General features: G+C 64.8%; 19 protein-coding genes. 8 read left to right on the top strand and 11 right to left on the bottom strand.

Translation table 11 applies throughout. The annotated features are described in order from the left end of the window. Positions 1 to 2 precede the first annotated feature (2 nt). From ACSBQT_RS03315 to ACSBQT_RS03300, 4 genes are all read right to left on the bottom strand, one after another. A complete protein-coding gene (locus ACSBQT_RS03315; RefSeq protein WP_435000862.1) occupies positions 3 to 821 on the bottom strand; it encodes an ABC transporter ATP-binding protein in 819 nt (272 codons plus the stop codon). Then, positions 814 to 1671: an ABC transporter permease gene (locus tag ACSBQT_RS03310; RefSeq protein ID WP_092009006.1), complete on the bottom strand. Its 858-nt coding sequence runs from the start codon at positions 1669 to 1671 to the stop codon at positions 814 to 816. Before ACSBQT_RS03310 ends, ACSBQT_RS03315 begins: the two co-directional genes overlap by 8 nt. Before the next feature lie 71 nt (positions 1672 to 1742). Continuing rightward, complete coding sequence (locus ACSBQT_RS03305; protein ID WP_435000861.1) at positions 1743 to 3056, bottom strand: FAD-dependent oxidoreductase; 1314 nt, start codon at positions 3054 to 3056, stop codon at positions 1743 to 1745. A gap of 98 nt (positions 3057 to 3154) precedes the next feature. Beyond that, a complete protein-coding gene (locus ACSBQT_RS03300) occupies positions 3155 to 4051 on the bottom strand; it encodes a pyridoxamine 5'-phosphate oxidase family protein (protein ID WP_435000860.1) in 897 nt (298 codons plus the stop codon). A gap of 300 nt (positions 4052 to 4351) precedes the next feature. Between ACSBQT_RS03300 and ACSBQT_RS03295 the strand changes: the two genes are divergently transcribed. The 4 genes from ACSBQT_RS03295 (at position 4352) to ACSBQT_RS03280 (ending at position 7940) form a co-directional block, all read left to right on the top strand. Beyond that, positions 4352 to 4681, top strand: a complete 330-nt coding sequence (locus ACSBQT_RS03295) for a rhodanese-like domain-containing protein (protein WP_410709754.1) — start codon at positions 4352 to 4354, stop codon at positions 4679 to 4681. Positions 4682 to 4914: 233 nt separating this feature from the next. Further along, positions 4915 to 5211, top strand: a complete 297-nt coding sequence (locus tag ACSBQT_RS03290; protein WP_435000859.1) for a hypothetical protein — start codon at positions 4915 to 4917, stop codon at positions 5209 to 5211. 115 nt (positions 5212 to 5326) lie between these two features. Further along, positions 5327 to 6967, top strand: coding sequence for a phosphoglucomutase (alpha-D-glucose-1,6-bisphosphate-dependent) (pgm, locus tag ACSBQT_RS03285; protein WP_435000858.1), 1641 nt, complete (start codon positions 5327 to 5329; stop codon positions 6965 to 6967). Positions 6968 to 7469: 502 nt separating this feature from the next. Continuing rightward, entirely contained in the window at positions 7470 to 7940 is a 471-nt protein-coding gene (locus ACSBQT_RS03280) for a hypothetical protein (RefSeq protein WP_435000857.1), read from the top strand. Between the two features lie 129 nt (positions 7941 to 8069). Here the strand turns inward: ACSBQT_RS03280 and ACSBQT_RS03275 are convergent, their stop codons facing one another. Beyond that, positions 8070 to 9110, bottom strand: a complete 1041-nt coding sequence (locus tag ACSBQT_RS03275) for an LCP family protein (RefSeq protein ID WP_410709750.1) — start codon at positions 9108 to 9110, stop codon at positions 8070 to 8072. A 324-nt stretch (positions 9111 to 9434) separates the two neighbouring features. On the opposite strand from ACSBQT_RS03275, the gene ACSBQT_RS03270 reads away from it, so the two are divergent. The 3 genes from ACSBQT_RS03270 (at position 9435) to ACSBQT_RS03260 (ending at position 11856) form a co-directional block, all read left to right on the top strand. After that, entirely contained in the window at positions 9435 to 10676 is a 1242-nt protein-coding gene (locus ACSBQT_RS03270; protein WP_410709749.1) for an MFS transporter, read from the top strand. Positions 10677 to 11071: 395 nt separating this feature from the next. Beyond that, positions 11072 to 11284, top strand: a complete 213-nt coding sequence (locus tag ACSBQT_RS03265; RefSeq protein ID WP_262776929.1) for a helix-turn-helix transcriptional regulator — start codon at positions 11072 to 11074, stop codon at positions 11282 to 11284. After that, on the top strand, positions 11281 to 11856 hold the full coding sequence (locus ACSBQT_RS03260; RefSeq protein WP_410709748.1) for a hypothetical protein: 576 nt from the start codon (positions 11281 to 11283) through the stop codon (positions 11854 to 11856). The genes ACSBQT_RS03265 and ACSBQT_RS03260 overlap by 4 nt, the downstream gene beginning before the upstream one ends. 149 nt (positions 11857 to 12005) lie before the next feature. Here ACSBQT_RS03260 and dld read toward each other — a convergent pair whose 3' ends face one another. The 6 genes from dld to ilvD all read right to left on the bottom strand — a co-directional run bounded on the left by dld (position 12006) and on the right by ilvD (position 20367). Beyond that, positions 12006 to 13712, bottom strand: coding sequence for a D-lactate dehydrogenase (gene dld / locus ACSBQT_RS03255; protein ID WP_410709747.1), 1707 nt, complete (start codon positions 13710 to 13712; stop codon positions 12006 to 12008). Between the two features lie 137 nt (positions 13713 to 13849). Further along, complete coding sequence (locus ACSBQT_RS03250; protein WP_435000855.1) at positions 13850 to 15208, bottom strand: MFS transporter; 1359 nt, start codon at positions 15206 to 15208, stop codon at positions 13850 to 13852. Positions 15209 to 15216: 8 nt separating this feature from the next. Then, a complete protein-coding gene (locus tag ACSBQT_RS03245) occupies positions 15217 to 15888 on the bottom strand; it encodes a GntR family transcriptional regulator (protein WP_435000854.1) in 672 nt (223 codons plus the stop codon). A gap of 49 nt (positions 15889 to 15937) precedes the next feature. Further along, positions 15938 to 16900: a CNNM domain-containing protein gene (locus tag ACSBQT_RS03240; RefSeq protein WP_435000853.1), complete on the bottom strand. Its 963-nt coding sequence runs from the start codon at positions 16898 to 16900 to the stop codon at positions 15938 to 15940. Continuing rightward, positions 16897 to 18297: a hemolysin family protein gene (locus ACSBQT_RS03235; RefSeq protein ID WP_435000852.1), complete on the bottom strand. Its 1401-nt coding sequence runs from the start codon at positions 18295 to 18297 to the stop codon at positions 16897 to 16899. Before ACSBQT_RS03235 ends, ACSBQT_RS03240 begins: the two co-directional genes overlap by 4 nt. Positions 18298 to 18507: 210 nt before the next feature. Next, positions 18508 to 20367, bottom strand: a complete 1860-nt coding sequence (gene ilvD / locus ACSBQT_RS03230) for a dihydroxy-acid dehydratase (RefSeq protein WP_435000851.1) — start codon at positions 20365 to 20367, stop codon at positions 18508 to 18510. A gap of 74 nt (positions 20368 to 20441) precedes the next feature. Here ilvD and ACSBQT_RS03225 point away from each other — a divergent pair. After that, the coding region (locus ACSBQT_RS03225; RefSeq protein ID WP_435000850.1) for a helix-turn-helix transcriptional regulator at positions 20442 to 21225 on the top strand (784 nt) is incomplete at its 3' end.

The raw sequence follows: 21225 nt of genomic DNA, 5'->3' as shown, positions 1-21225 counted from the left end.
GCTCAGCCCGGCTCTTCCTCGGTTTCCTTCGCTTTCTCGGCCTTGGTGAAGGCCTGGTATTTGCGGATGACTTCAAGCGCCGGGCCGTCGGCGATCAGTTCGCCCTTTTCGATCCACAGCGCGCGGTTGCACGTGTCCTTGATCGTGCGCATCGAGTGCGAGACGAGAAAGACGGTACCGGCGTTCTCACGAATGGCGCGGATTCGGCCCTCGGAACGATCACGGAACTTCTTGTCACCGACGTTGAGCGCCTCGTCGACGATGAGGATCTCGTGCTGCACCGAGGTCGCAATCGCGAACTTCAGACGCTGGGACATACCCGAGGAGTACGTGCGCATCGGCAGGTCGATGAAGTCCTCGAGACCGGTGAACTCGACGATATCGTCGAACTTCTCGTCGACCTCGTCACGGGTGAGCCCCAGAGCCAGAGAACCGAGGATGATGTTGCGAGCACCGGAGAGATCCGGGATCAGTGCGGCACCGACACCGAGGAGGTTCGGCCGTGACGTCGCATAGATCGCGCCCTCGGAGGTCGGGGTCAGCCCGGTGATCGACCGCATGAGCGTGGACTTGCCGGAGCCGTTGCTGCCGATGATGCCGATCGATTCGTTCTTGTGGGCGACGAAGCTGATGCCTTTGAGTGCGTGAACCTCTCGCAGCTCACGCTTCCGCCCCATCACGTTCTTACTGCCCAGTTTGAGCTTCTTGCCCGTGGCCAGGGTCTTGTAGCGGACGTGGACGTTGTCGCAGACGACGACGGGCGGGTTGTTCCGGGTCACCTCGGGGAGGCTGCCGGTGTCGAACGAATTCTCGTCACTCATCACGACCAAACCTTTCCTCGGCCTGCCAGAAGAACACGAAGCCGATGATGAAGATGCCGAATGCCCAGATAGCCAGGTGCCAGAAGTAGTCGTAGGGAACGACCCCGTCCTTCATGAGGATGCCGCGAGCGATGGACAGCACATTGTTGATCGGCTGCCAATCGGCGAAGGGCTGCAGGGACGGGTCGATCTTGTCGACCATGACCTTGAGGTCGAAGAAGACACCCGAGGTGTAGAAGATCATTCGGGAGATGAACGGAGTCACCTGGGAGAGGTCACGGAAGTGAACAGTTGCGCGGGCGAAGATGAACGCCACACCCTGGTTGAAGACCCAGAACAGGAACACCAGCGGGATGAAGAGGAACCAATCCCAATCAGGACGCGCGCCGAAGATGATGACGATGAGCGCCATGAAGAGGAGGGTGGGGATGAAGTCGAGCAGGTTCTGGAACACCTTGGCGATGGGCAGAACAATGCGCGGGAACGGCAGCGATTGGACGAGCGAGGCATTCGAGATGATCGACTTCGCGCCGCCATTCATCGAGGTGTTGAAGAACTCGAGGATGAAGACGCCGATGACGACGAATGGCGCGAAGTCCGGCGGTCGAGCAGTCGCTCCCTGCATGATGACGCCGAAGACCGTGCCGTAGATCAGAGCCGAGAACGACGGGCGCAGCAGCACCCAGGCCATGCCGAGGCGGTTGCGCTCGTTCTCGGACTGCATCCGGTACTTCGCAAGCGTGTACGTGAAGTCGCTTCGGTTGAGAAGCTGTTTGACGTACTGGGGCAGAGACGGCCGTCCACCCACTCTCTCGAGTCCGTGCTCGGCAGCAAGCCTGGCCATATCCATGAACAGAAAATTCTCTCGTCGGCGACTGGGGATAGAACAGAAAGAGTCTACGGGATGAGACTAGCGCAGACTCACAGTCGGCTGTGAGCCTTGAAGTCGAAGTCGGGGTCCTCCAAGTGGGCCCTCGTCGGAATATTATTACCGCCGAGTACCCGTCGAGCTGCCGCCTGCATCGGCGGCCAGTTGAACGTCTCGACACCGACGAGCGCCGACTCCAGGTCAGGCCCATCGAAGTGGAAGACCTGGAACTTCGACCCGCTGGGGTCGTGTCGGATGAGCGTGTCGTCAGCGTCAGGGCTCGTCAGACCCGCCGTGAACACCTTCTCGGGGCCTTGGAAGCTCCAATGCCAGGGGACGTCGGACCAGACTTTGGGAGCGTCTTCCGACCCAGAATCTGAAGCAGGTTCGGGGTCGTTCGCGCCATTGCTCGCGGCCGTTTCCAGTCCCTCACCGAGGAGCTCAGCGAGGAATTTTCCGTGGCTTTCAGCCACCGGTTCACAGGCCCATGGTTGGTCGAGTGCATAGGGTCCGGCGGTGACGATGGCACAGTCACCGGCGGCGAAGACACCCGGATGGGATGTTGCCAAACTCTCATCCACATCCCACGCATGAGCGGGGCGGTGGCCGTCGATCGGGATCAGCCGAGGGCGAGCGCCGACGCTGGTGATGAATAGGTCGTGAACATCGGCCGGGATGTCGTCCGGGCTCGAGGTGTGCGTGACGAATTCGACTCCGGCGGCCTTGTGCTTGTCGAATAGAGCCTGCCGCACCGGAGCAGAGAGCTGCTTGCGCAGGGGTTCGCCCCCGCGCAGGTAGACCGTGGCGTGGTGTCCGGCCGCCACCGCCGAGGTGGCCACTTCCATTCCGAGATAACCGGAGCCCAGCACCCCGACGTTGAGGGCCTCTGTCGCGTCGTTCACACGTTCAAGGATCCATTCGGCGTCGCCGAGGTCATAGACCGGCAGGGCGTCCGGGTAGGCGGGGACTTCGGGGCGGTTCGCCTCCATCCCGGTGGCGAGGATGCAGTGGGTGAAGTCGATGGACTCCCCCGACGCCAGATGGATGGTGCCCGCGGTGGCGTGGTGGTCCGCCAGCGGATGGGGGTGTCGCTGGGTCTCGGCGGTGTAGCGGGAGTCCGCGGCCGCCTCGGCGAGGGTGAGCTCTTCTGCCCGGTCACGAACGAAGGTGATGTGATCGGTCGATTCGAAGTGGTACGGCAGGTGGTGGCGGGAGCCGTCGAAGAGGTGCTTGGACAGCGGCGGCCGCTCACACGTGTCGCCGGCTTGGGGGTCGATGACGGTGACGGCCTGACCGCGCGCGTTCAGCTCCCGCGCTGCGGTCGTGCCGGCCAGTCCCGCACCGATGATGACGATCCGCTTGCTCATGCCTCCATGCTATGCCTCGCCGAGGCGGCTCGCGGTGAGGTGGGGCGCCCGACACGGGCAGCAGAGCAGTCGTGCCGAGCCCCCTGGCCTCTCACAGCTCAGAGTTCCGTGGTCTGTGTGCCGCCGGACGGGCGGTCTCCGGTGAGCTTGGACCTGACCATGCGGAACAGACCCGATGCCTTGCCACCGGGCAGGCCCCAGTGCTGTGCGGAGTGGGTGACGACCTTGATGAGTCCCAGGTTCGGGTCGCGGCGGTCATCGAACCACACCTTGGCGGAATCCGACCACAGTTCATCGACCTTGGCCTTGTCGTCGACGAACTTCACGCGCCCGGCCACCGACAGCCAGTTGCCCGCCTCCGCGAGGCTGATATTGACCTCGGGGTTCGTCTGCAGCGCCTTCGCTTGGTCGCCGTCGAGGGCGAGGAAGAACCAGACGTCGGCCTCCTCGGTGACCTGCTGGGGTGCCATAGGGTGAGCGAGGATCTTGCCGTCGGCGAGCGCGGTCGCGAGCATGACAGAATCACCGCCGCGCAGGATCTTGACGACATCGGCCCGGTCGAGCTCGTCTGTCGCCGCCTCTCCTGCGGGCTTCTGCCCATCATCCGCGGCGGATACCTGACCGGCTTCGGTGTCGTCAGTGGCAGAGGCTGCTGCTTCCGTGCTCGCGGCGTCGACCGAGGCGCCCCTACCCGGGGCAAGGGAAGCGTCAGTGGCTCCGGAGTTCTCGGTTCCTGAGTTCGGAGTCGCTTCGGCGGCCTTCGATTCGTCGATCGCCGTATGCGAACCATCGGGATTGCGGTGCAGCGTCACGCCTTCCTCCACTGCCGTGTTCTGGGCACGCTCCTCAACGTTGTTTTCGGTGTATCCGACTTCGGCGTGAGATTCCATGGACGACGTGCCGCCCAGCGGCTCCGTCGCTTCGTCCAGTGCTGATGCAATGTCACGGGCCTTCTCCTCGGCCGGCGACTCGTCGCTCTTGTCTCTGTTGTTCATGACCATTTCCCTTCGCAGACGGTTCCTGGCGATGAAGTCGCTGACGCGGGCCGTGGCTCGTTCGGGCGGGTCGCGGTCGACTGGCGCATCAACGACTACTCGGCCATTCTCACACGGCTCTCCGATCGGCAACAGCCCCCTTGGAACTGGACTGAGATGACTGAAATCCGGAGCCGTTCGAAGTGCGCACAGGCTGCGCGCACAGCCACGCAGAGGGTCGCGAACCCGATGACGGACATGCGCAGATTCGGAATCTTCGGGCAGGTGCGAACACCCGGCTTGCCTGCCTACACTGAAGACATGGATGAAGAAACGACCGTCACCGTCAACGACATCCCCGAGGGGGCCGCCATCATCGACGTCCGCGAGGATGACGAATGGGAGGCCGGCCATATCGAAGGCGCGATCCACGTACCGCTGGGCGAGCTGCCGGGCCGTCTCGACGATCTTCCTCTCGATGACGATATGTACGTCATCTGCCGCACCGGCGGACGCTCGAACCGAGCCGTGGCCTGGCTCAACCAGAATGGCTTCGACGCCTTCAATGTCGACGGCGGCATGGGCTCATGGAACATCGACAATGGTAAGCCGATCGTCTCCGAGACCGGCGAAGAGCCCTGGGTGAAGTGAGCAGAAAGGCACCTGCAGTCGGCCAGCCAGCAGTCAGCGGATTGATCCCACCGTCCGCGGGAGTCGCTCCCGTCGTCGCGAAGTCGACCGGAGGAGCCGCAAGACCGAGTCCCCTTGCCCCGTTTCCACGATGGGTCTACCGTCGAGACCACGGATCACTTCCATACCTCTTATGATCCCCGTTCCTCCGCCGAACGCGGTGAGCGTGTTCAACTCCGAAAGGAGCCGAAGTCTTGAGTGACGAGAAGAAGAACCTCCCGGAGAACTCAGCAGAAGACCAGACCGAAGACGAGCAGAACATCGAGAGCACTGCCGTCGGAGTCGGCGCTGAGACAGACGCCGAAGGCAGTTCCCAGACTCCCGAAGAGAGGCTCGAGCGCATCGCTGCCGAACACGATGTTCCGATCGATCGGGATCCCGAAGACGCCCAGGCCAAAGCGGAAGGGTCCTCCTCCCCCGACAAAGACCGGGATATCAGCGGTGGAGACACGAAGGAAGAGGAGGACGATTCCGTGGAGCCGCCGGACTGAGACGCCAGCCGGGCGAGGCCGCTGATTCTCGCGCCGAGGGGCCGTCGAAGTCCACGATGCAAGAACTCCGTGGACACAACTGTGCGCAACCGCTGTCATTTGGTTAGGTAGAAGAATGACAACACGCGCCGGCCAGTTGGCCCAGGACAAGGATCTCGTTGACATCCCTGCCCTTCTCGATTCCTATCACGACTTGGTTCCCGACCCCTCGGTGCCTTCGCAAGCAGTGAGCTTCGGGACGTCCGGCCATCGCGGTTCGAGCTTCAACCGCTCCTTTAACGAGGCGCACATCGCGGCCATCACCGCGGCGATCGTCGACTTCCGCCGAGACAAAGGCATTCGCGGGCCGATCTTCCTCGGCCGTGACACTCACGCACTGAGTGAGCCCGCATTCCTCACCGTCCTCGAGGTGCTCGCCGCTGCCGAGGTTCCGGCGCTCATCGACGAACGCGACGGCTTCACCCCGACCCCTGCCGTCTCCCACGCGATCCTCGGCTTCAATGGCGGGAAGTCGCGCGAGGATGCGCAGGCCGACGGCATCATCGTCACTCCCAGCCACAATCCGCCTGCCGACGGCGGCATCAAGTACAACCCGCCGCACGGCGGACCTGCCGGCACCGAGACGACGACCTGGATCGCCGAGCGCGCCAACCGGTACCTGGCCGAGGGGTGGGAGAAGATCCCGCGCACCCCATTCCAGCGGGCATTCCATCTGGAGAACACCGAGAACTTCGACTACGTCTCGAACTACGTCGACGACCTCGAGTCTGTCATCGACCTCGATGTCATTCGCAGCTCCGGGCTGAAGATCGGCGCCGATCCGCTCGGCGGAGCCAGCGTCGACTACTGGGCGGCCATCGCAGAGGACTACGACCTCAACCTCGACGTCGTCCATCCGGACGTCGACCCCACCTGGTCGTTCATGACCCTGGACTGGGACGAGAACATCCGCATGGACTGCTCCTCCCCCTATGCGATGGCCGGCCTCATCGCCTCACGCAACGACTTCGACATCGCCACCGGCAACGACGCCGATGCCGATCGTCACGGCATCGTCACTCCCGATGCAGGGCTGATGAATCCCAACCACTATCTGGCAGCGGCCATCGACTACCTGCTCGACTCCCGCACCGACTGGCCGAAGGACGCGGGGATCGGCAAGACTCTGGTCACCTCGTCGATCGTCGACCGCATCGTCGCCGCTCATGATCGCACCCTCTTCGAGGTGCCTGTCGGCTTCAAATGGTTCGTTCCCGGCCTGCTCGATTCGACGCTGGCGTTCGGCGGCGAGGAATCGGCCGGCGCTTCGTTCCTGCGTCGGGACGGCAAGGTGTGGTCGACGGACAAGGACGGCATCATCCTCGCCCTCCTTGCCGCCGAGATGACTGCCAAGACCGGGCAGACTCCCTCGCAGCGCTACGCTGGGCTGGCCGCGAATCACGGCACCAGTTCCTACGCGCGTCAGGATGCTCCGGCGACGCGCGCACAGAAGGCACGGCTGGGGTCCCTGGATGCCTCTCAGGTGGGCGCGAAGACCGTCGGCGGCGAACCCGTGAAGGCGGTGCTCACCTCGGCGCCGGGCAACAATGCGCCCATCGGCGGACTCAAGGTCACCACCGACAACGCATGGTTCGCCGTGCGTCCGTCGGGCACGGAAGACGTCTACAAGATCTACGCCGAATCGCTGCGCGATGAGGACCACATGCGCCAGGTCCAGCACGATGCGCGGACGCTCGTCGACGGCGTGCTGGACTAAGCACCAGCGACTGTACGAATAACTCACTTCCGCGGCTTCGAAGTGTGGATGCAGCGAACTTCATCGCTGCGCTCACACTTTGCCGCCGCGGATACTTTTGTTCACTTTTGTAAGGGCGAGTGCGGATCACGATCATGTATCGCTGCCTGCGCAGGATTGTCGCAATTGCAGAAGCCCCCAACCGAGCCGACGATACGGCCGCAATTGCGCATACCCCGCGGGCGACTTAGACCACTGCGTCCGCATGAAGCCATGACCACGACGTTCACCCGTAAGACATGTTGCCACCAAACAGTGGTCAGCTTATGTGTAACAGCGACCGTCGCACTACTGCAATATTCCTGTTTTCCCGCTGTGACAGACCTTGAGTCGGCTGTCAGGCTCCGTTGTCGCGCCCTCTAGATTCGATCGCAAGACTGTTCACCGTCAATCGACATACCGCCCTGCGAAACTCACACGTCCACCAGCAGAAGCGGCAGATGAACAGAAAAGGATCGACACAATGAAGTACTCCGTTCGCAACCGTGCAGCAGCCCTGGGAATCGCGACCGTCGCAGGACTCGCCGGACTTGGACTCGCCTCCGGCCCGGCCGTGGCCGCCGACGCTTCCGCGGCCGACTCATCCAGCCAGTCTGTAGACTCCGGTGCCGACACGCAGTCCGTGTACTACCCGACCGAACCGGTCAAATACGCCGACGAGCTCGTCCGAGCCTGGGGTCAAGGCGATACGGACCGGGTCGAGGCATTCGCTTCGACCAAGGTCGCCGAAGAGCTGCAGGCACACAGCGACGACGAAGTCACCCACTGGGACCGCGTCGGCGGAGAAGGTGCCGCCGGCACGACTTACGTCGACTACGAGAACTCCGTCACCGGCGAGAAGATGTCGCTCGGCATGCCCACCGAAGCCGTGGTCGACCCCGACGACGAGTGGGGCACTCCCAACGCCGTGCACAAGGTTCAGTTTGAGGACTGAAGCTCCAGCCATCTGAACGCCGATCCATCGAGCCCCGCTCCAGAACGATCCTGGAGCGGGGCTCGGCGTGTGACTCAGCGACGCTGGGCCTCGGCGTCTGCGGCTACGGTGGGCCGCCTCGGCGAGGTTCTACAGATGCGCCTCCGGGGCATTCTGCACGTAATCGGCCACGGTGTCGTTCTTGAACGCGTCGCGGACCTTCTTCAGCTCATCCTCGTCGACGTTGACGATCGACTGACCGTCCGGGGAGGTGCCGACGCCGGCGACGGGCGCGGTGAAGAACTCGATATCACCGGGGCGGACGTCGCGCATGTTGAACGCGGTCGCGGAGATGTACTTCGCGTCCATGCCCGAATCGACGTACATGTACGGCGCGAAGTTCTTGACCATGTCTTGGATCTTCTTCGGATTCGACAGCGTATCGGCCGAGATCATCTCGTTCGTCAGACCGCGGATGAACGCCTGCTGATTGCGCGCACGCTGGAAGTCGCCGTCCTGGAACTGCTTGCGCTCGCGCACGAAGGTCAGCGCCTCGTCACCGTTGAGGACGTTCTCGCCCTTGGTGAACGAATAGCCGTTCTTCTCGAACGCCTGCTCGGAGTTCACGGTCACCCCGCCGAGGCTGTCGGTCAGTGCCTTGAATCCCTCGAAGTCGATGATCGCCACGTGATCGAGTTCGGTGCCGATGAAGTCCGAGACCGTCGACACGGCCAGCGGCAGACCGCCGTAGGACAGTGCCGCGTTGATCTTCGACTTTCCGTGGCCCTCGATATCGACGTAGGTGTCGCGCGGGATCGACATGATCTGGACGTTGCCGCCGTTCTCGGGCAGATGCATGACCATGATCGTGTCCGAACGCAGTCCGCGCGAATCGTTGACGTCGACGTCTTTCATCGACTCATCCGAGCCCAGCAGCAGGATGTTCGTGCCGTCGCCGTCCTTGCCGCCGCCGGACTTGCCGAAGACCTGCTCATCGCTGAGCTGGTTCGCATTCTTGTCGAACGACCGGCCGACGCTCCAGACGTAGAGCCCGATGCCGAGCACGCCGAGGATGACGATGATCAGCAGTGCGACGAGGACTTTGCGCCAGACGCGCTTCTTCTTGCGCGGGCGCTGCTGTTCCTCGTTCTGGTGGTCGAAGAGATCGTCGAAGGTGGTGTTGTCCGTCATCGGCACTCCGGGGTTTGAGCGGTCGGCGCCGGGCGCCGGGGGTCATTGGGCAATCCCGCTCATTGTATAGCGACCGAGGTGACCCATTTCTCAGCCACGCGACTCACCCCGTACCGCACCGCGGAGGCGAACGCGAGGGCAGGACCGCCTCGGCGAGGTGTTCTGCCTTGTCAGACGCAGTGATCCCCGGTTTCGACCGGGTGGGCCGGGACTGATACCGGTTCGTTACCCACCAATGACCTCTGGCGCCGAGGTGAGGGGACTCACCAGTAATAACGCAGGATCGACCTGGCTGTCGTTCGGGGCGCTCGGTAGACTTTCCTGGTGTTCAATAACTATCGGGAAATTCTGTCGCTTCCCGGTGCTCTCAAGTTCTCCTTGGCCGGTCTCGTCGCCCGGATGCCCATCGCAGTGCTGGGGCTGGGAATCGTCCTCTTCATCCAGGGCGTGACCGGGTCGTACGGCATGGCGGGCATCGTCTCCGCCGTCTACATGATCGTCCAGGCACTTGCCGGCCCCGGGATCGCTCGCCTCGTCGACCGCCTCGGCCAGGCGAAGGTCATGGTGCCCATCGTCATCACCCACCTCATCGCGTTGGCGCTGCTCATCGTCTCCGTGTACGAGGAATGGTGGACGGGATTCGTCTTCGTCTTCGCCGGCATCGGCGGCGCCACCGTCGGCTCCGTCGGTTCGCTGGTGCGTTCGCGCTGGTCGCACATCGTCGACACCCCGAAGAAACTGCAGACCGCGTTCTCCTGGGAATCGGTCGCCGATGAGCTGATGTTCGTCTCCGGGCCGGTGCTGGCCACGGTGCTCGCGACTGCCGTGTGGCCGCCGGCGGGAATCATCCTGTCGATGATCACCGTCGGCGTCGGCTCGCTGCTGCTCTACATCCAGAAGTCGACCGAACCCCCGCCGGTGGAACGGACCACCGAGGCGAAGGGGCACGTGTTCTCGAACCCGGGCATCTTCGCGATCATCATCGTCAACATCTTCCTCGGCGTGAACTTCGGTGCCATCGACGTCATCGCCGTCGCCTTCGCCGACGAACTCGGCGTGAAGTCCACGGCCGGAGTGCTCCTGTCGTGCCTGGCGCTGGGATCGCTCATCTCCGGCGCGCTGTACGGAGCCCGCAACTGGCAGGCCGCCATCCATCACCGCTTCGGCGTGGCCGTGTCCGCTCTGGCCGTGGGCGCGTGCCTGATGTTGCTGGCCAACTCGATGATCACTTACGGCATCATCCTCATCGTCGTCGGATCCGCGATCGCACCGAGCCTCATCGGAGCGAACTCCGTCATCGAGCAGCTCGCTCCCCCGCGCAGGCTCACCGAAGCGTTCGCCTGGTTGGGCACCTCGCTGGGCTTCGGCGTCGCGTTCGGATCGGCCGTCGCCGGCAACATCATCGACGCCTTCGATGCGAAGACCGCGATGCTGTTGCCCGCCGGCTGCGCTGTGCTGGGAGCGATCATCGCGCTGTCGCTGCTGAAGCTGCTCAACCCCAAGCGGTCGAGTCACGAAGCGCGGCTGGAGAAAGACCGTCGGCGCGAGCGCGTTGTGGAGGCGTAGGGAGCGCTGAGGCGAGCGCTTGCCCGATGGCTGTCCCGCGCGCCGGTGTCACGCGCATTGGGCGGTAGTGCCGCCTGCCGGCGACCGCCTCGGCTGGCATCCGTCACCGTTAGTGTCACGCCCTCGCGTGAGTCTCTCTTCGCGCCGGCCAGTGCGCATCCATCACTCTTAGCGCGAAAACACCCCGTTGCGGCGGGGTGTTTTCGTGTTTGCGGGACGTTGTGCGCGGACGAGACGACGGCACGACCGCTCAGCCCAGCCCCGGCGGCCCAAACGCGACCGAGCGGGACCACGGATCGGCAGGGCCGCCTCGGCGATGTCAAAGATCATTGACATAGCGATGTCAAACATGCTTTACTTATTGATGTAAAGAGAAGTTGACATCAAGGAACGGTATGGAAGTTCAGACCTCGGACCTCAAGCAGGTCCGCAAGGCTGCGGGGCTGACGCAGGCACAGTTGGCCCAGCTCACCGGGGTGTCGCGGCAGACGATCATCGCGACCGAGCGCGGCGACTACGCCCCCAGCGTCTATCTGGCGCTGCGCATCGCCCGAGCCTTGGACACGACAGTCGAAGAGATCTTCTCACTTCAGGAGGAATCGTCATGAACAACATCAGCGACAACAAGAACCGCCCCAACGCCTTTGCCGACAGAATCGCCGGCTTCGACGACCCCTCGATGGGAGACGAACGCGAACGCGACGTCATTCTGCGGGCATATACCTTGGGGGCCGTCGTCTCCACCTACGTGTTCTTCGCGCTTGCACTCATCTTCGCCGTGATCGGCGCGGGAATGTGGAGCGTGCTCATCGTTCTCGGCTCCATGGTCACCAGCGTCGTCATCTCTGCGTACTGCCAGCGAGAGAACGTGGACTTCTCAATGGCCATGGCCCGCGTCTCACCGAGGCGGCTGATCATCGGCAACATCGTGGGCGCCCTGTTCGCGGTGGCATGGGTCGGCGCAGTCGTCTTCCATCTGAGCACGGGGGTTCCGCTCATCGATGTCGGCATGGGAGCGAGCACAACCTTCGGCGCCCCCACCAGCGCGTACACCATTGCGATCAGCGCAGCGTTCGGTTTCATCGTCGCACTGACCATCATGACGATCTCCCGGTTGCGCAAGATCAAGCAGGCCCGCGCCGAGGCGGCCGCCGCCGATGAGATCGAAGACGAGGACTGATTCGGCTCGGTGTTTGAGGTTCGGTGGATGAGCGTCCATTACCCTAAGCGCAAAAACACCCCGCTGCGGCGGGGTGTTTTGCTGTTTGCACGAGGTGATGTCCGAGGTTCCTCGTCGACTGAACTGTCGGCGACAGCGCAGCGGAACTCTCAGGCCCAGTCCTTCTTCGCCGACGTCTCGCCGACTCCGGCGTTGAAGACGTTGTGCGGGTCGAGGTCCTTGAAGTGCGCCTCCATCTTCGGCGGCACGGGGTAGAGCCTGCCGTAGTTGTGCTCGGCAGGCACGGCCGCACCCCGGGCCTCGAGCAGCTCGGTCATCTGCTTCTTCAGCGCCACCGGGTCGACGCCTTTCTTCGCCACGTGGTCCTGGTGGAGGACGTGGCAGAAGAAGTGCCCGTAGTAGGAGCTGATGTGCAGCTGGTCGGCGATCTCGTCGGGCAGGACCTCGAGCCAGTCCTCATCGTCGCGGCGCAGCGCCACGTCGAAGGTGATCATGTCCGAGGAGTCCTCACGGTTGAGGTTGAAGTACCGGGTCGCGGCACTCGCGGCACCGAAGCGGTGGAGCATCGCGGACTGAGCTTCATCGGCGCTGCACACGAAATAGTCACCTTGGTGGGCCGCCTCGGCGAAGAAGTCGTCAAGGAACGCACCCATCCGGTTCTTCTCCTCGGCACTGACGACGAGGAGAAGATGATGCTCGAAGCGGTCGCGGTACTCGAGCATCCGCTTGGGCAGCTGCTGCGGGAGCAGGCCGAACGCGTTCTGCGCGATCGTGTCGGCGACGGTCTCGCCGAAGAACGGCAGCTTCGCGAACACGCCGTTGGCCCAGTTCTTCAGCGCGAACAGCTTGATCTGCTCGCGGCTGCCGGCGTGCTTGACCGAGACGAACGTGTCTTTACCGTACTTCTCGGCGAGGTCGAACGAGGGCCGGCCCATGTATTCGCCTGAGATCGGCAGCGGCATCTCCGAGGTCAGTATCGCCCGTCGCAGATCTTCGAGTTCGGCTGGGGAGTTCGTGCCGACGTAGAACGTTGTCGCTCCCTCCTCCTTGGGGAAGGTGCGGGTGCGCACGGCGAAGACCATGAGCTTTCCGGCCGAACCGGAGGCCTCGTACAGGTAGTCGGAGTTCGAATTGAATCGAGCCGGTGAGTCGACGATCCTGCGGACCTGCTTCCCGTATTCGGTTTCCTTCGTGTCCTCCGGGGCGGGGGTGACCCCGGCCGGGTCCCAGTCTCCGCGCTGGAGTTTGTCGAGGATGTGGGCGGGGTCGTCTCCGAGCTCCACGCCGAGGTGGTTGACGAGCTCGAGTCGCCCCTCCTCGTTGACGCGGGCGAAGATCGCGTGCTTCGTGAACGCCGGGCCCTTGCGGATCTGGGAGCCGCCGGAGTTGTTGGCGATGCCACCGATGACGGAGGCGCCGATCGAGGACGAGCCGATGACCGAGTGCGGTTCGCGGTGGAACGGGGCGAGTGCCTCGTCGAGTTCGTAGAGGGTGGATCCGGCCAGGCAGATCGCTTCGCGGGCGTCGTTGATGAGGTAGATCTCGTTGATCCGCAGGGTCGAGATGATGACGATCGGACGGTCGTAGTCCTGCGCACCGGGGCCGGAACCGCCGGTCAGGCCGGTGTTCGCCGACTGCGGGATGACGATGAGGTCGTTGTCGACGCAGACCTGCAGGGCCCGCCACATGTCGACGAGGCTGCCCGGGCGCAGCACGGCGAGCACGTCGCCGCCGCCGAAGCGGTTGCCCTTGGCGTACGGTGCGGTCGCTCGCGCGGAGGTGAGGACGTGGCGCGGCCCCATGATGTCGATGAACGCGTTGACGGCTGGGGACTGGTGACGTGACTTGCCGGGCATATGGTCGATCCCTATCGGTAGGCGACGGTTGTTCTCATGGTAGGTGTCTGGGTTCGCACTCCGCATCCCCTCTCAGAACTACCCGACGGCGGCCCAGATACCTGGCGCCAGGTTGCTGGGCCGCCGTCGGGTAGCAATTAGGGGTGTTTGGTGGATAAGGCGACTGCTGCGAGGCAGGCTAGGCAGATGACCGCGACCGCCGCCAAAGACACTGTGTACGACAGCACGGGCAATAAGGCGGCGAGCACGGTGGGCAGCAGGAACCCGGAGTACGCCAGCGAATAGTAGACACCGGTGATGCCGGCGAGCTCCTGCGGTGAGGCGATGGCCTGGACGATGATGAGCCCCGAGACCACACAGATTCCGTAGGCGACACCGAGCACGATCGCCACGATGAACGCGAGGATCGGGTCCGCCAGAAGTGCGGCCACCGCCCCGAGCCCCATCCCCACGGTCATCAGCGCCAGTCCGACGACGAGCGCCCGCCCGCCGGTCAGTCTGTTGATCCACGGCACGATGTTCTGCACCAGCGCACCGGCTCCGAGCGTGACGACAGTGAGCACCGTGGCATACAGCGTCGTCCACTCCCCCAGCTCGCCCTGCACGATCGCCGGCATCACGGCATAGGCGACCCCGGCGGCACCGAACACCCAGGGCGCAGCCGGCACGATCAGTCGCAGGAACGTCCGATGCGCGACAAGCGGAACACGCAGACCGTGCCACCAATGGCCTGCTGCCCGCTGGTCGCGAGGCATCGATTCCGGCGCGAAGATCACCAGGATCAGTGCGGCGAGGTTGAGCACTCCGTGCACGGCGTAGGGCACGACTTCGGGCACCGGTCCCCATTGGGCCAGGCACCCGGTGACCGCCGCGCCCATGGCAAACCCCAAGGTCAGCGTCAGTGAAGGACGCCGGGCACCGGCGGTGATTCCGGCCTGGTGATCGAAGGGCGGGGCCGAGAGCTCCTTGATCCAGCTCGTGCCCACCGACATCGCCACCCCGACGCCGATCCCCGCGAGCACCCGACCCAGGCAGAGCAGCCAGAACAGATCGAAACCGAGCCCAAGCCCAAGACTGCCGGCGATCGCGGCGAGCGATCCGGCGATGAGGACCGGTTTGCGTCCATGCCGATCCGACAGCGCCGAGGCGACCAACAGTCCCGGAATGAGTCCGCCCACGTACATGCCCAGCAGCAGGTTCGCCTGCCAGATGGCGTAGCCTCCGTCCTCTTCATACATGTGGACGAGCGGGGTGAAATGATTGCCGCCCCATGCGAGCAGGAACATCGCCGGGGCCACCATCAGCCACGCCCGTGCCCGCCGTGGCCGTTCTGGCTCTCGATCGGGGTCCACCTCGCCGAGGTGGGACCGGGCAGGGTTCGGAACCGTCGTTTCGCTGTCCGCGGCGGGGGCCGCCTCGGTGCGGGTATTCCTGTTCCCGGTGGGGACTGCCTCGGCGGCGGTAACGGTCGCGGAGGTCGAGGGGTAAGCGGTCATGGTCCTCCTCAGCGGGACTGCGGGAAGTGGGAGCCTTCGATGTGGTCGCGGACGAGGCGGGCGAAGCCTTCTGCGTCGCCCGCCTCGGCGCGGTCGGTGAGCGTTTCGTGCTCGGTCAGGAGCGTGTCGAGGGTGTGCGGCGCGTCGATGGCGACCTGGAAGGTCAGGCGGGCCAGGCGCGGGCCCATGGTGGTGAGCATCTCGGTGACGATGGCGTTGTCGCCGCTGCGGATCAGGCGGGCGTGGAAGGCGTAGTCGGCGCTGGCGAAGCCGAGTGGATCGCCCGCGTCAAGGGTCTTCCTCTGCTCGCCGAGCAGCGTGCGCAGGTCGGCGGCCAGGGCGGTGAGGTCGCCGCCGTCGGCCAGTGTCTCGACGGCGTCGATCTCGAACATCGAGCGCACGGCGAGCAGGTCGCGGCGTTCCTTGACCGTCACCGTGGTCACGAGCGCACCCTTCTTCGGGACGAGGCGGACGAGGCGCCAACGCTCGAGCTGGAGCATCGCCTCTCTCGCTGGTGTGCGGCTGGCGTTGTGTGCGGCGGCGAGGTCGGACTCGATGAGGAGGTCGCCGGGTTCGTGGCGGCCCTCGATGATCTCCCGGGCGGTCGCCGCGGCCATCCGAACGGCGATCGGAGCGGAGTCGTCGATGCGCTGCCAGGGCAGTGTCAGCAAATCATTCACGGGCCCACGATAGCAGATGCATACATTGATGCATGCATCATGTCCTGGCTCAGACATACCTGACGGCGGCCCTCTCCACCAAAGCCAGCTGCACGCTGTCCTCCCGCATCGCCTCGAATGCCCGCACCACGGTCATCGATCCGTCCACGACGGCGACGGGACGGGCTACCTCGGCGATGGGAGCATCCTCGGTAAGTCCGAGCACATCCCTGACATGCACCACATGACTCAGCGGGCCGTCAGCCTCGGTGCGCACGAGGATGCGACGGTGACGGTCACGGCGCGACGCCTCGTGCACCTCACCCGCAATCGCCTCCGGACCGACGGCCGTCGGCTCCGGGCGACCGGCCACGAGCTCGTCAAGTGTGAGCCGGGTGAGGTCGAGGGCGCCGAGCAGAGCCTCCGAGGACTCCTTCTCCAAGGTTCCCGCCTGCGCCGAATGCTGTAGCAGCTGCCTCAGGTCCTCGGGCGTGTGCGCCTGATCGACCTCGTCGACGGGTTCGACCCGCACGAGGCGCAGGCACGCGTTCGCAGCGTTGTTGAGCACATGCAGCAGCGGGCGGGTGAGGAGCATGAACGCCCGCATCGGCAATGCGAGCATGATCGCCGAGCGTTCCGGATGCGCCACCGCCCACGACTTCGGCGCCATCTCACCGACGACGAGGTGGAGGAAGGTGACGATGACGAGGGCGAGGACGAAGCCGACGATGTCGGCGATCCACAGCGGCAGACCCAGTCCCTCGGCGACCGGGGTGATCCAATGGTGGACGGCCGGTTTCGTGATCGCCCCGAGCGCCAGAGTGCAGGCCGTGATGCCCAGCTGCGACCCGGCCAGCAGCACCGACAACTCGGTCGAGCTGCGCAGGGCGGCCCGGGCCGATCGGCTGTCCGCGGCCGCGTCTTCGAGACGGTGCCGTTTAGCGGCGATGAGCGCGAATTCGACGGCGACGAAGAACGCGGACAGCCCGATGATGGCGATCGTGATCGCTGTGATGACCCAGGGATTGCTCATCGTGCCACCTCGATTCCGATCCGCAGCCGCGCGGGCACATGCGTGGCCACCTCGATGACGTCGATGACGAGACGGTCGGTCTCCGGGGTGTCATTTCCGCCGAGGTCGGCGGGGTCGATCGGCAGTTCGATCGAGACTCGATCCCCCACCTCGGGGAATCCGCGGAGGTGTTCGATGACGAGGCCCGACAAGGTCTGCGCCGAGGTGGTCGGCAGTTCGCGTTGGAGTACGCGGGCCACCTCGTCGAGGGGGATGACCCCGGGTGCTGTCCAGGTGCCGTCGCCGGTCTCGATGAGTTCTTCGACGATGTGGTCGTGTTCGTCGGCGATGTCACCGACGAGTTCCTCACCGAGGTCCTCCATCGTCAGGATTCCGGCGAAGCCGCCGTATTCGTCGACGACGCAGGCCATCTGCTCCCGCCGTTCGAATAGCGTGGCCACCGCGTCCGGCAGCGGCAGGGATTCCGGGACGAAGACCGGGTCGCGCAGGAGGGAACGGACCCCGGTCGCGGTGACGGTGTCCGCAGCGCTCGGCGCCGCCTCGGCGAGGTTTTCGGTGGTGCCCGGCCCCGCCTCGGCGAGGACGTCGAGGAGGTCGATCGTGCCGATCACCTGATCATCAGCGTCGAGCACGGGGTAGCGGGAGTGGCCTCGGCTCATCAGTTCGCGCACCTCGTCCAGGGGCGTGTCGATGTCGATGACGTCGACGCGTGAGCGCGGCACCGTAGCGTGGGCGACGCTCTGCTGCGGGAAGTCGAGGATGCGGTCGAGGATGAGCGAATCGTCGTCGACGATCTCGCCGCCCTCCCGGGATTCGGCGACGATGTGTTTGAGGTCGCGCCGGGTGGCGGAGTGGTCGACGTCGTGGACCGGTTCGATGCCGAGGACGCGCAGCAGGGCGTTCGAGGCTTTGTCGAAGATCGTGATGAGCCAGCCGAAGACGGCGAGGTAGATCGAGGTCGAACGTGCGAGCCACGTGGCGAGCGCCTCGGGGCGGGCGATGGCCAGGTTCTTCGGGAACAGCTCACCGAAGAGCATCTGGATGAGCGTTGAGACGAGGAGGGCGAGGACGGTGCCGATGAGCACGCCTGTGCCGGCAGGGATCGGGGTGCCGCCGAGGGCCTCGCCGACGGCCCTGCCGATGAGCGGTTCGGCGACGTAGCCGACGAGCAGTCCGGTGACGGTGATGCCCAACTGCGCTCCGGAGAGCATGAAGGAGGTGCGGCGGGTGATCGACAGGGCCCTGTCCGCGGCGCGATCACCGGAGGCCGAACGCGCGGCCAGACGGGAGCGGTCGACGGCCATGTACGCGAATTCCTGCGCCACGAAGTAGCCGGTGGCCACTGTGATGAGGAGGACGACGAGGAGGCCTATGAGAAGCGAGAGCAACCAGGTCAACGGCGACCACCTGCCCGCGCGCTCTGTGCCCGCAAAGCGTCTGCCTGCGCATTATTGAATTGTTCTGAGGTGCGAAGTGTGATGTCCCAGCCGGGACTTCGATAGTCGTCCATGGTCCTTCCGAAAGTGATCAAGTGGGCGGCCAGTCTCAATTATCCTGGCCCCGGCTGGCAGAATGCTGAGCACGGACGGGCGGTTACCGACGAATAGTCAGACCGCCTCGGGAACCTTCCTCACCGCTCCCTTGTCTGCGGACTGAGCGAAGGCGGCATAGGCGCGCAGCGCGGTCGAGACTGTGCGTTTGCGCTGACGAGGACGGTAGGGCCCCTCCGCCTCGAGGCGGGACCGACGGCGGTCGAGTTCAGCCTCGGCGACCTCGAGGCTGATCGACCTGCGGGGGATATCGATGCCGATGATGTCGCCGTCTTCGACGAGTGCGATCGTGCCGCCCGCTGCCGCTTCGGGCGAGATATGACCGATCGACAGCCCCGAGGTCCCACCGGAGAAACGTCCATCGGTGATGAGCGCGCACGACTTCCCCAGGCCCAGGCCCTTGAGGTACGAGGTCGGGTAGAGCATCTCCTGCATGCCGGGTCCGCCCCGCGGTCCCTCGTAGCGGATGACGACGACGTCGCCTTCCTTGATCTGTCTGCTGAGGATCTTCTCCACCGCTTCCTCCTGTGACTCGCAGACCACGGCGGGCCCGGAGAAGACGTGGATGGATTCGTCGACGCCGGCGGTCTTGACCACGGCACCGTCGACGGCGATGTTCCCGCGCAGCACGCCGAGACCGCCGTCTGCCGAATATGGGTGGTCGATGTCGTGGATGCAGCCGCTGACGGCGTCGAGGTCGAGACTGTTCCACCGGGCCGACTGCGAAAATGCCGTCGAGGAGCGCTTCCCTCCGGGGCCGGCATGCCAGAGTTCCTCAGCGGCAGATGCGGCCTTGCCACCGCGGACGTCCCATTCGTCGAGCCACGCGGACAGGGACGGAGCATGGACAGAGTGGACCTCCTCGTTGAGCAGACCCGCACGGCGCAGCTCCCCCAGAAGAGCGGGGATCCCACCGGCACGGTGCACGTCCTCCATGTAGAAGGTGCGGTCCCCGGCCACGTTTGGGGCGACCTTCGCCAGACACGGCACCCGGCGTGACAGGTCGTCGATATCGTCGAGGTCGAAGTCGACCCCTGCCTCATGGGCGGCGGCGAGCAGGTGGAGGATCGTGTTCGTCGACCCGCCCATCGCCAGGTCGAGAGCCATGGCGTTGCCGAAGGCCGCCGAGGTGGCGATCGCGCAGGGGCGCACCGAATCGTCATCGTCCTCGTAGAGGCGACGTGCGAGATCGACGACGAGGCTGCCCGCCCTTTCGTAGAGGGCCCTTCGCACGGTGTGCGTAGCGAGCACCGAACCGTTGCCGGGCAGGGAGAGTCCGATCGCCTCGGTGAGGCAGTTCATCGAGTTCGCCGTGAACATGCCCGAACACGATCCGCAGGTCGGGCACGCCGCCTCCTCGATGCGGAGCACATCGGCATCGGAGGTCGCCTCGTTGACGGCCTCGGACATCGCATCGACGAGGTCGAGCGAGCGGACAGTGCCGTCGGCCAAGGTGGTCCGCCCGGCCTCCATCGGTCCGCCGGAGACGAACACCGTGGGAATATCGAGGCGCAGCGCGGCCATGAGCATGCCGGGCGTGATCTTGTCGCAGTTGGAGATGCAGACGAGGGCGTCAGCGCAATGAGCGTTGGCCATGTACTCGACGGAATCGGCGATGAGGTCGCGTGAGGGCAGTGAGTAGAGCATGCCGCCGTGCCCCATGGCGATGCCGTCGTCGACGGCGATGGTGTTGAATTCTCGGGGAATGCCGCCGCCGGCGGTCACTGCCTCGGAGACGATCCGCCCGACCGGGGCGAGGTGAGTGTGCCCGGGGACGAATTCGGTGAAGGAGTTCGCCACGGCGATGATCGGTTTGCGGCCGAGGTCGGCACCGGAGACTCCGGCTGCGCGGAAGAGGGCGCGGGCTCCGGCCATATTGCGGCCGTGGGTGACTGTGCGAGAACGATAGGTCGGCATGGAATCTATTCCAGCGCGGTAGTGGCTTCGGCGGAAGCTACCATCGGTACCAGTACTGTGAGTACTATCAATCCATGATTCGACCCCGCACACCACAACGTGAGCAGCTCGGTGAGTTCCTCACCATCAGGCGCAGGGAACGGCAGCGTTCGGCGGCCGGTCTGCCGCCGAATTCCAGGCGCGGTGACAGCGGACTCAGCCGCGAGGAGGTCGCCACCCTCGCAGGGGTGAGCAGCACCTGGTACACGTGGCTCGAACAGGGCCGGGACACCAATGTCTCCAGGCAGGTGCTCACCGCTGTGGCCCGGGTCCTCGACCTCAGCGCCGCCGAGACCGACTATGTCCTCGGACTCGTCGAACGGGTCGTGGCTGCTCGGGACGATGAGCCTGCTGAGGTCTCGGAGTCGCTGCAGCGTCTGCTCGATGCGCTCGATTTCCCAGCATTCGCTGTCGCCCCGGACTGGACGATCGCCGGCTGGAATGCGGCCTACGAATGGCTGTATCCGGCGATCACGTCGATTCCGAAGCCCGACCGGAATCTCATCTGGCTCATCTACACCGATCCCACTCTGCGCAGGATGCTTCCCGACTGGGAGGCAGAGAGCCGTCACTTCCTGGCCGAGTTCCGCGTCGAGTCCGGGGTGCGCTTGAGTACACCGGGGCACCGTGCGCTCATCGAGAGGCTGAGTCAGGCGAGTGAGGACTTCCGCGAGCAATGGGCCGAGCAGACGGTGGAGCGCTTCGCGAGCAGGCTGCGCGTCTTCGACCACCACGCGCAGGGCATCGTCGAGTTCGAGCACCACCGGCTCATTCCCTCCGAGGACTCCCACCTGCACGTCGTTATGTACGTCCCTACTA

Origin of the sequence: Brevibacterium sp. H602 (assembly GCF_051172395.1) — a bacterium.
Classification (GTDB): domain Bacteria; phylum Actinomycetota; class Actinomycetes; order Actinomycetales; family Brevibacteriaceae; genus Brevibacterium.
The sequence above is the reverse complement of the archived record's forward strand: the minus strand, read 5'-3'. Positions and strand labels throughout refer to the sequence as shown.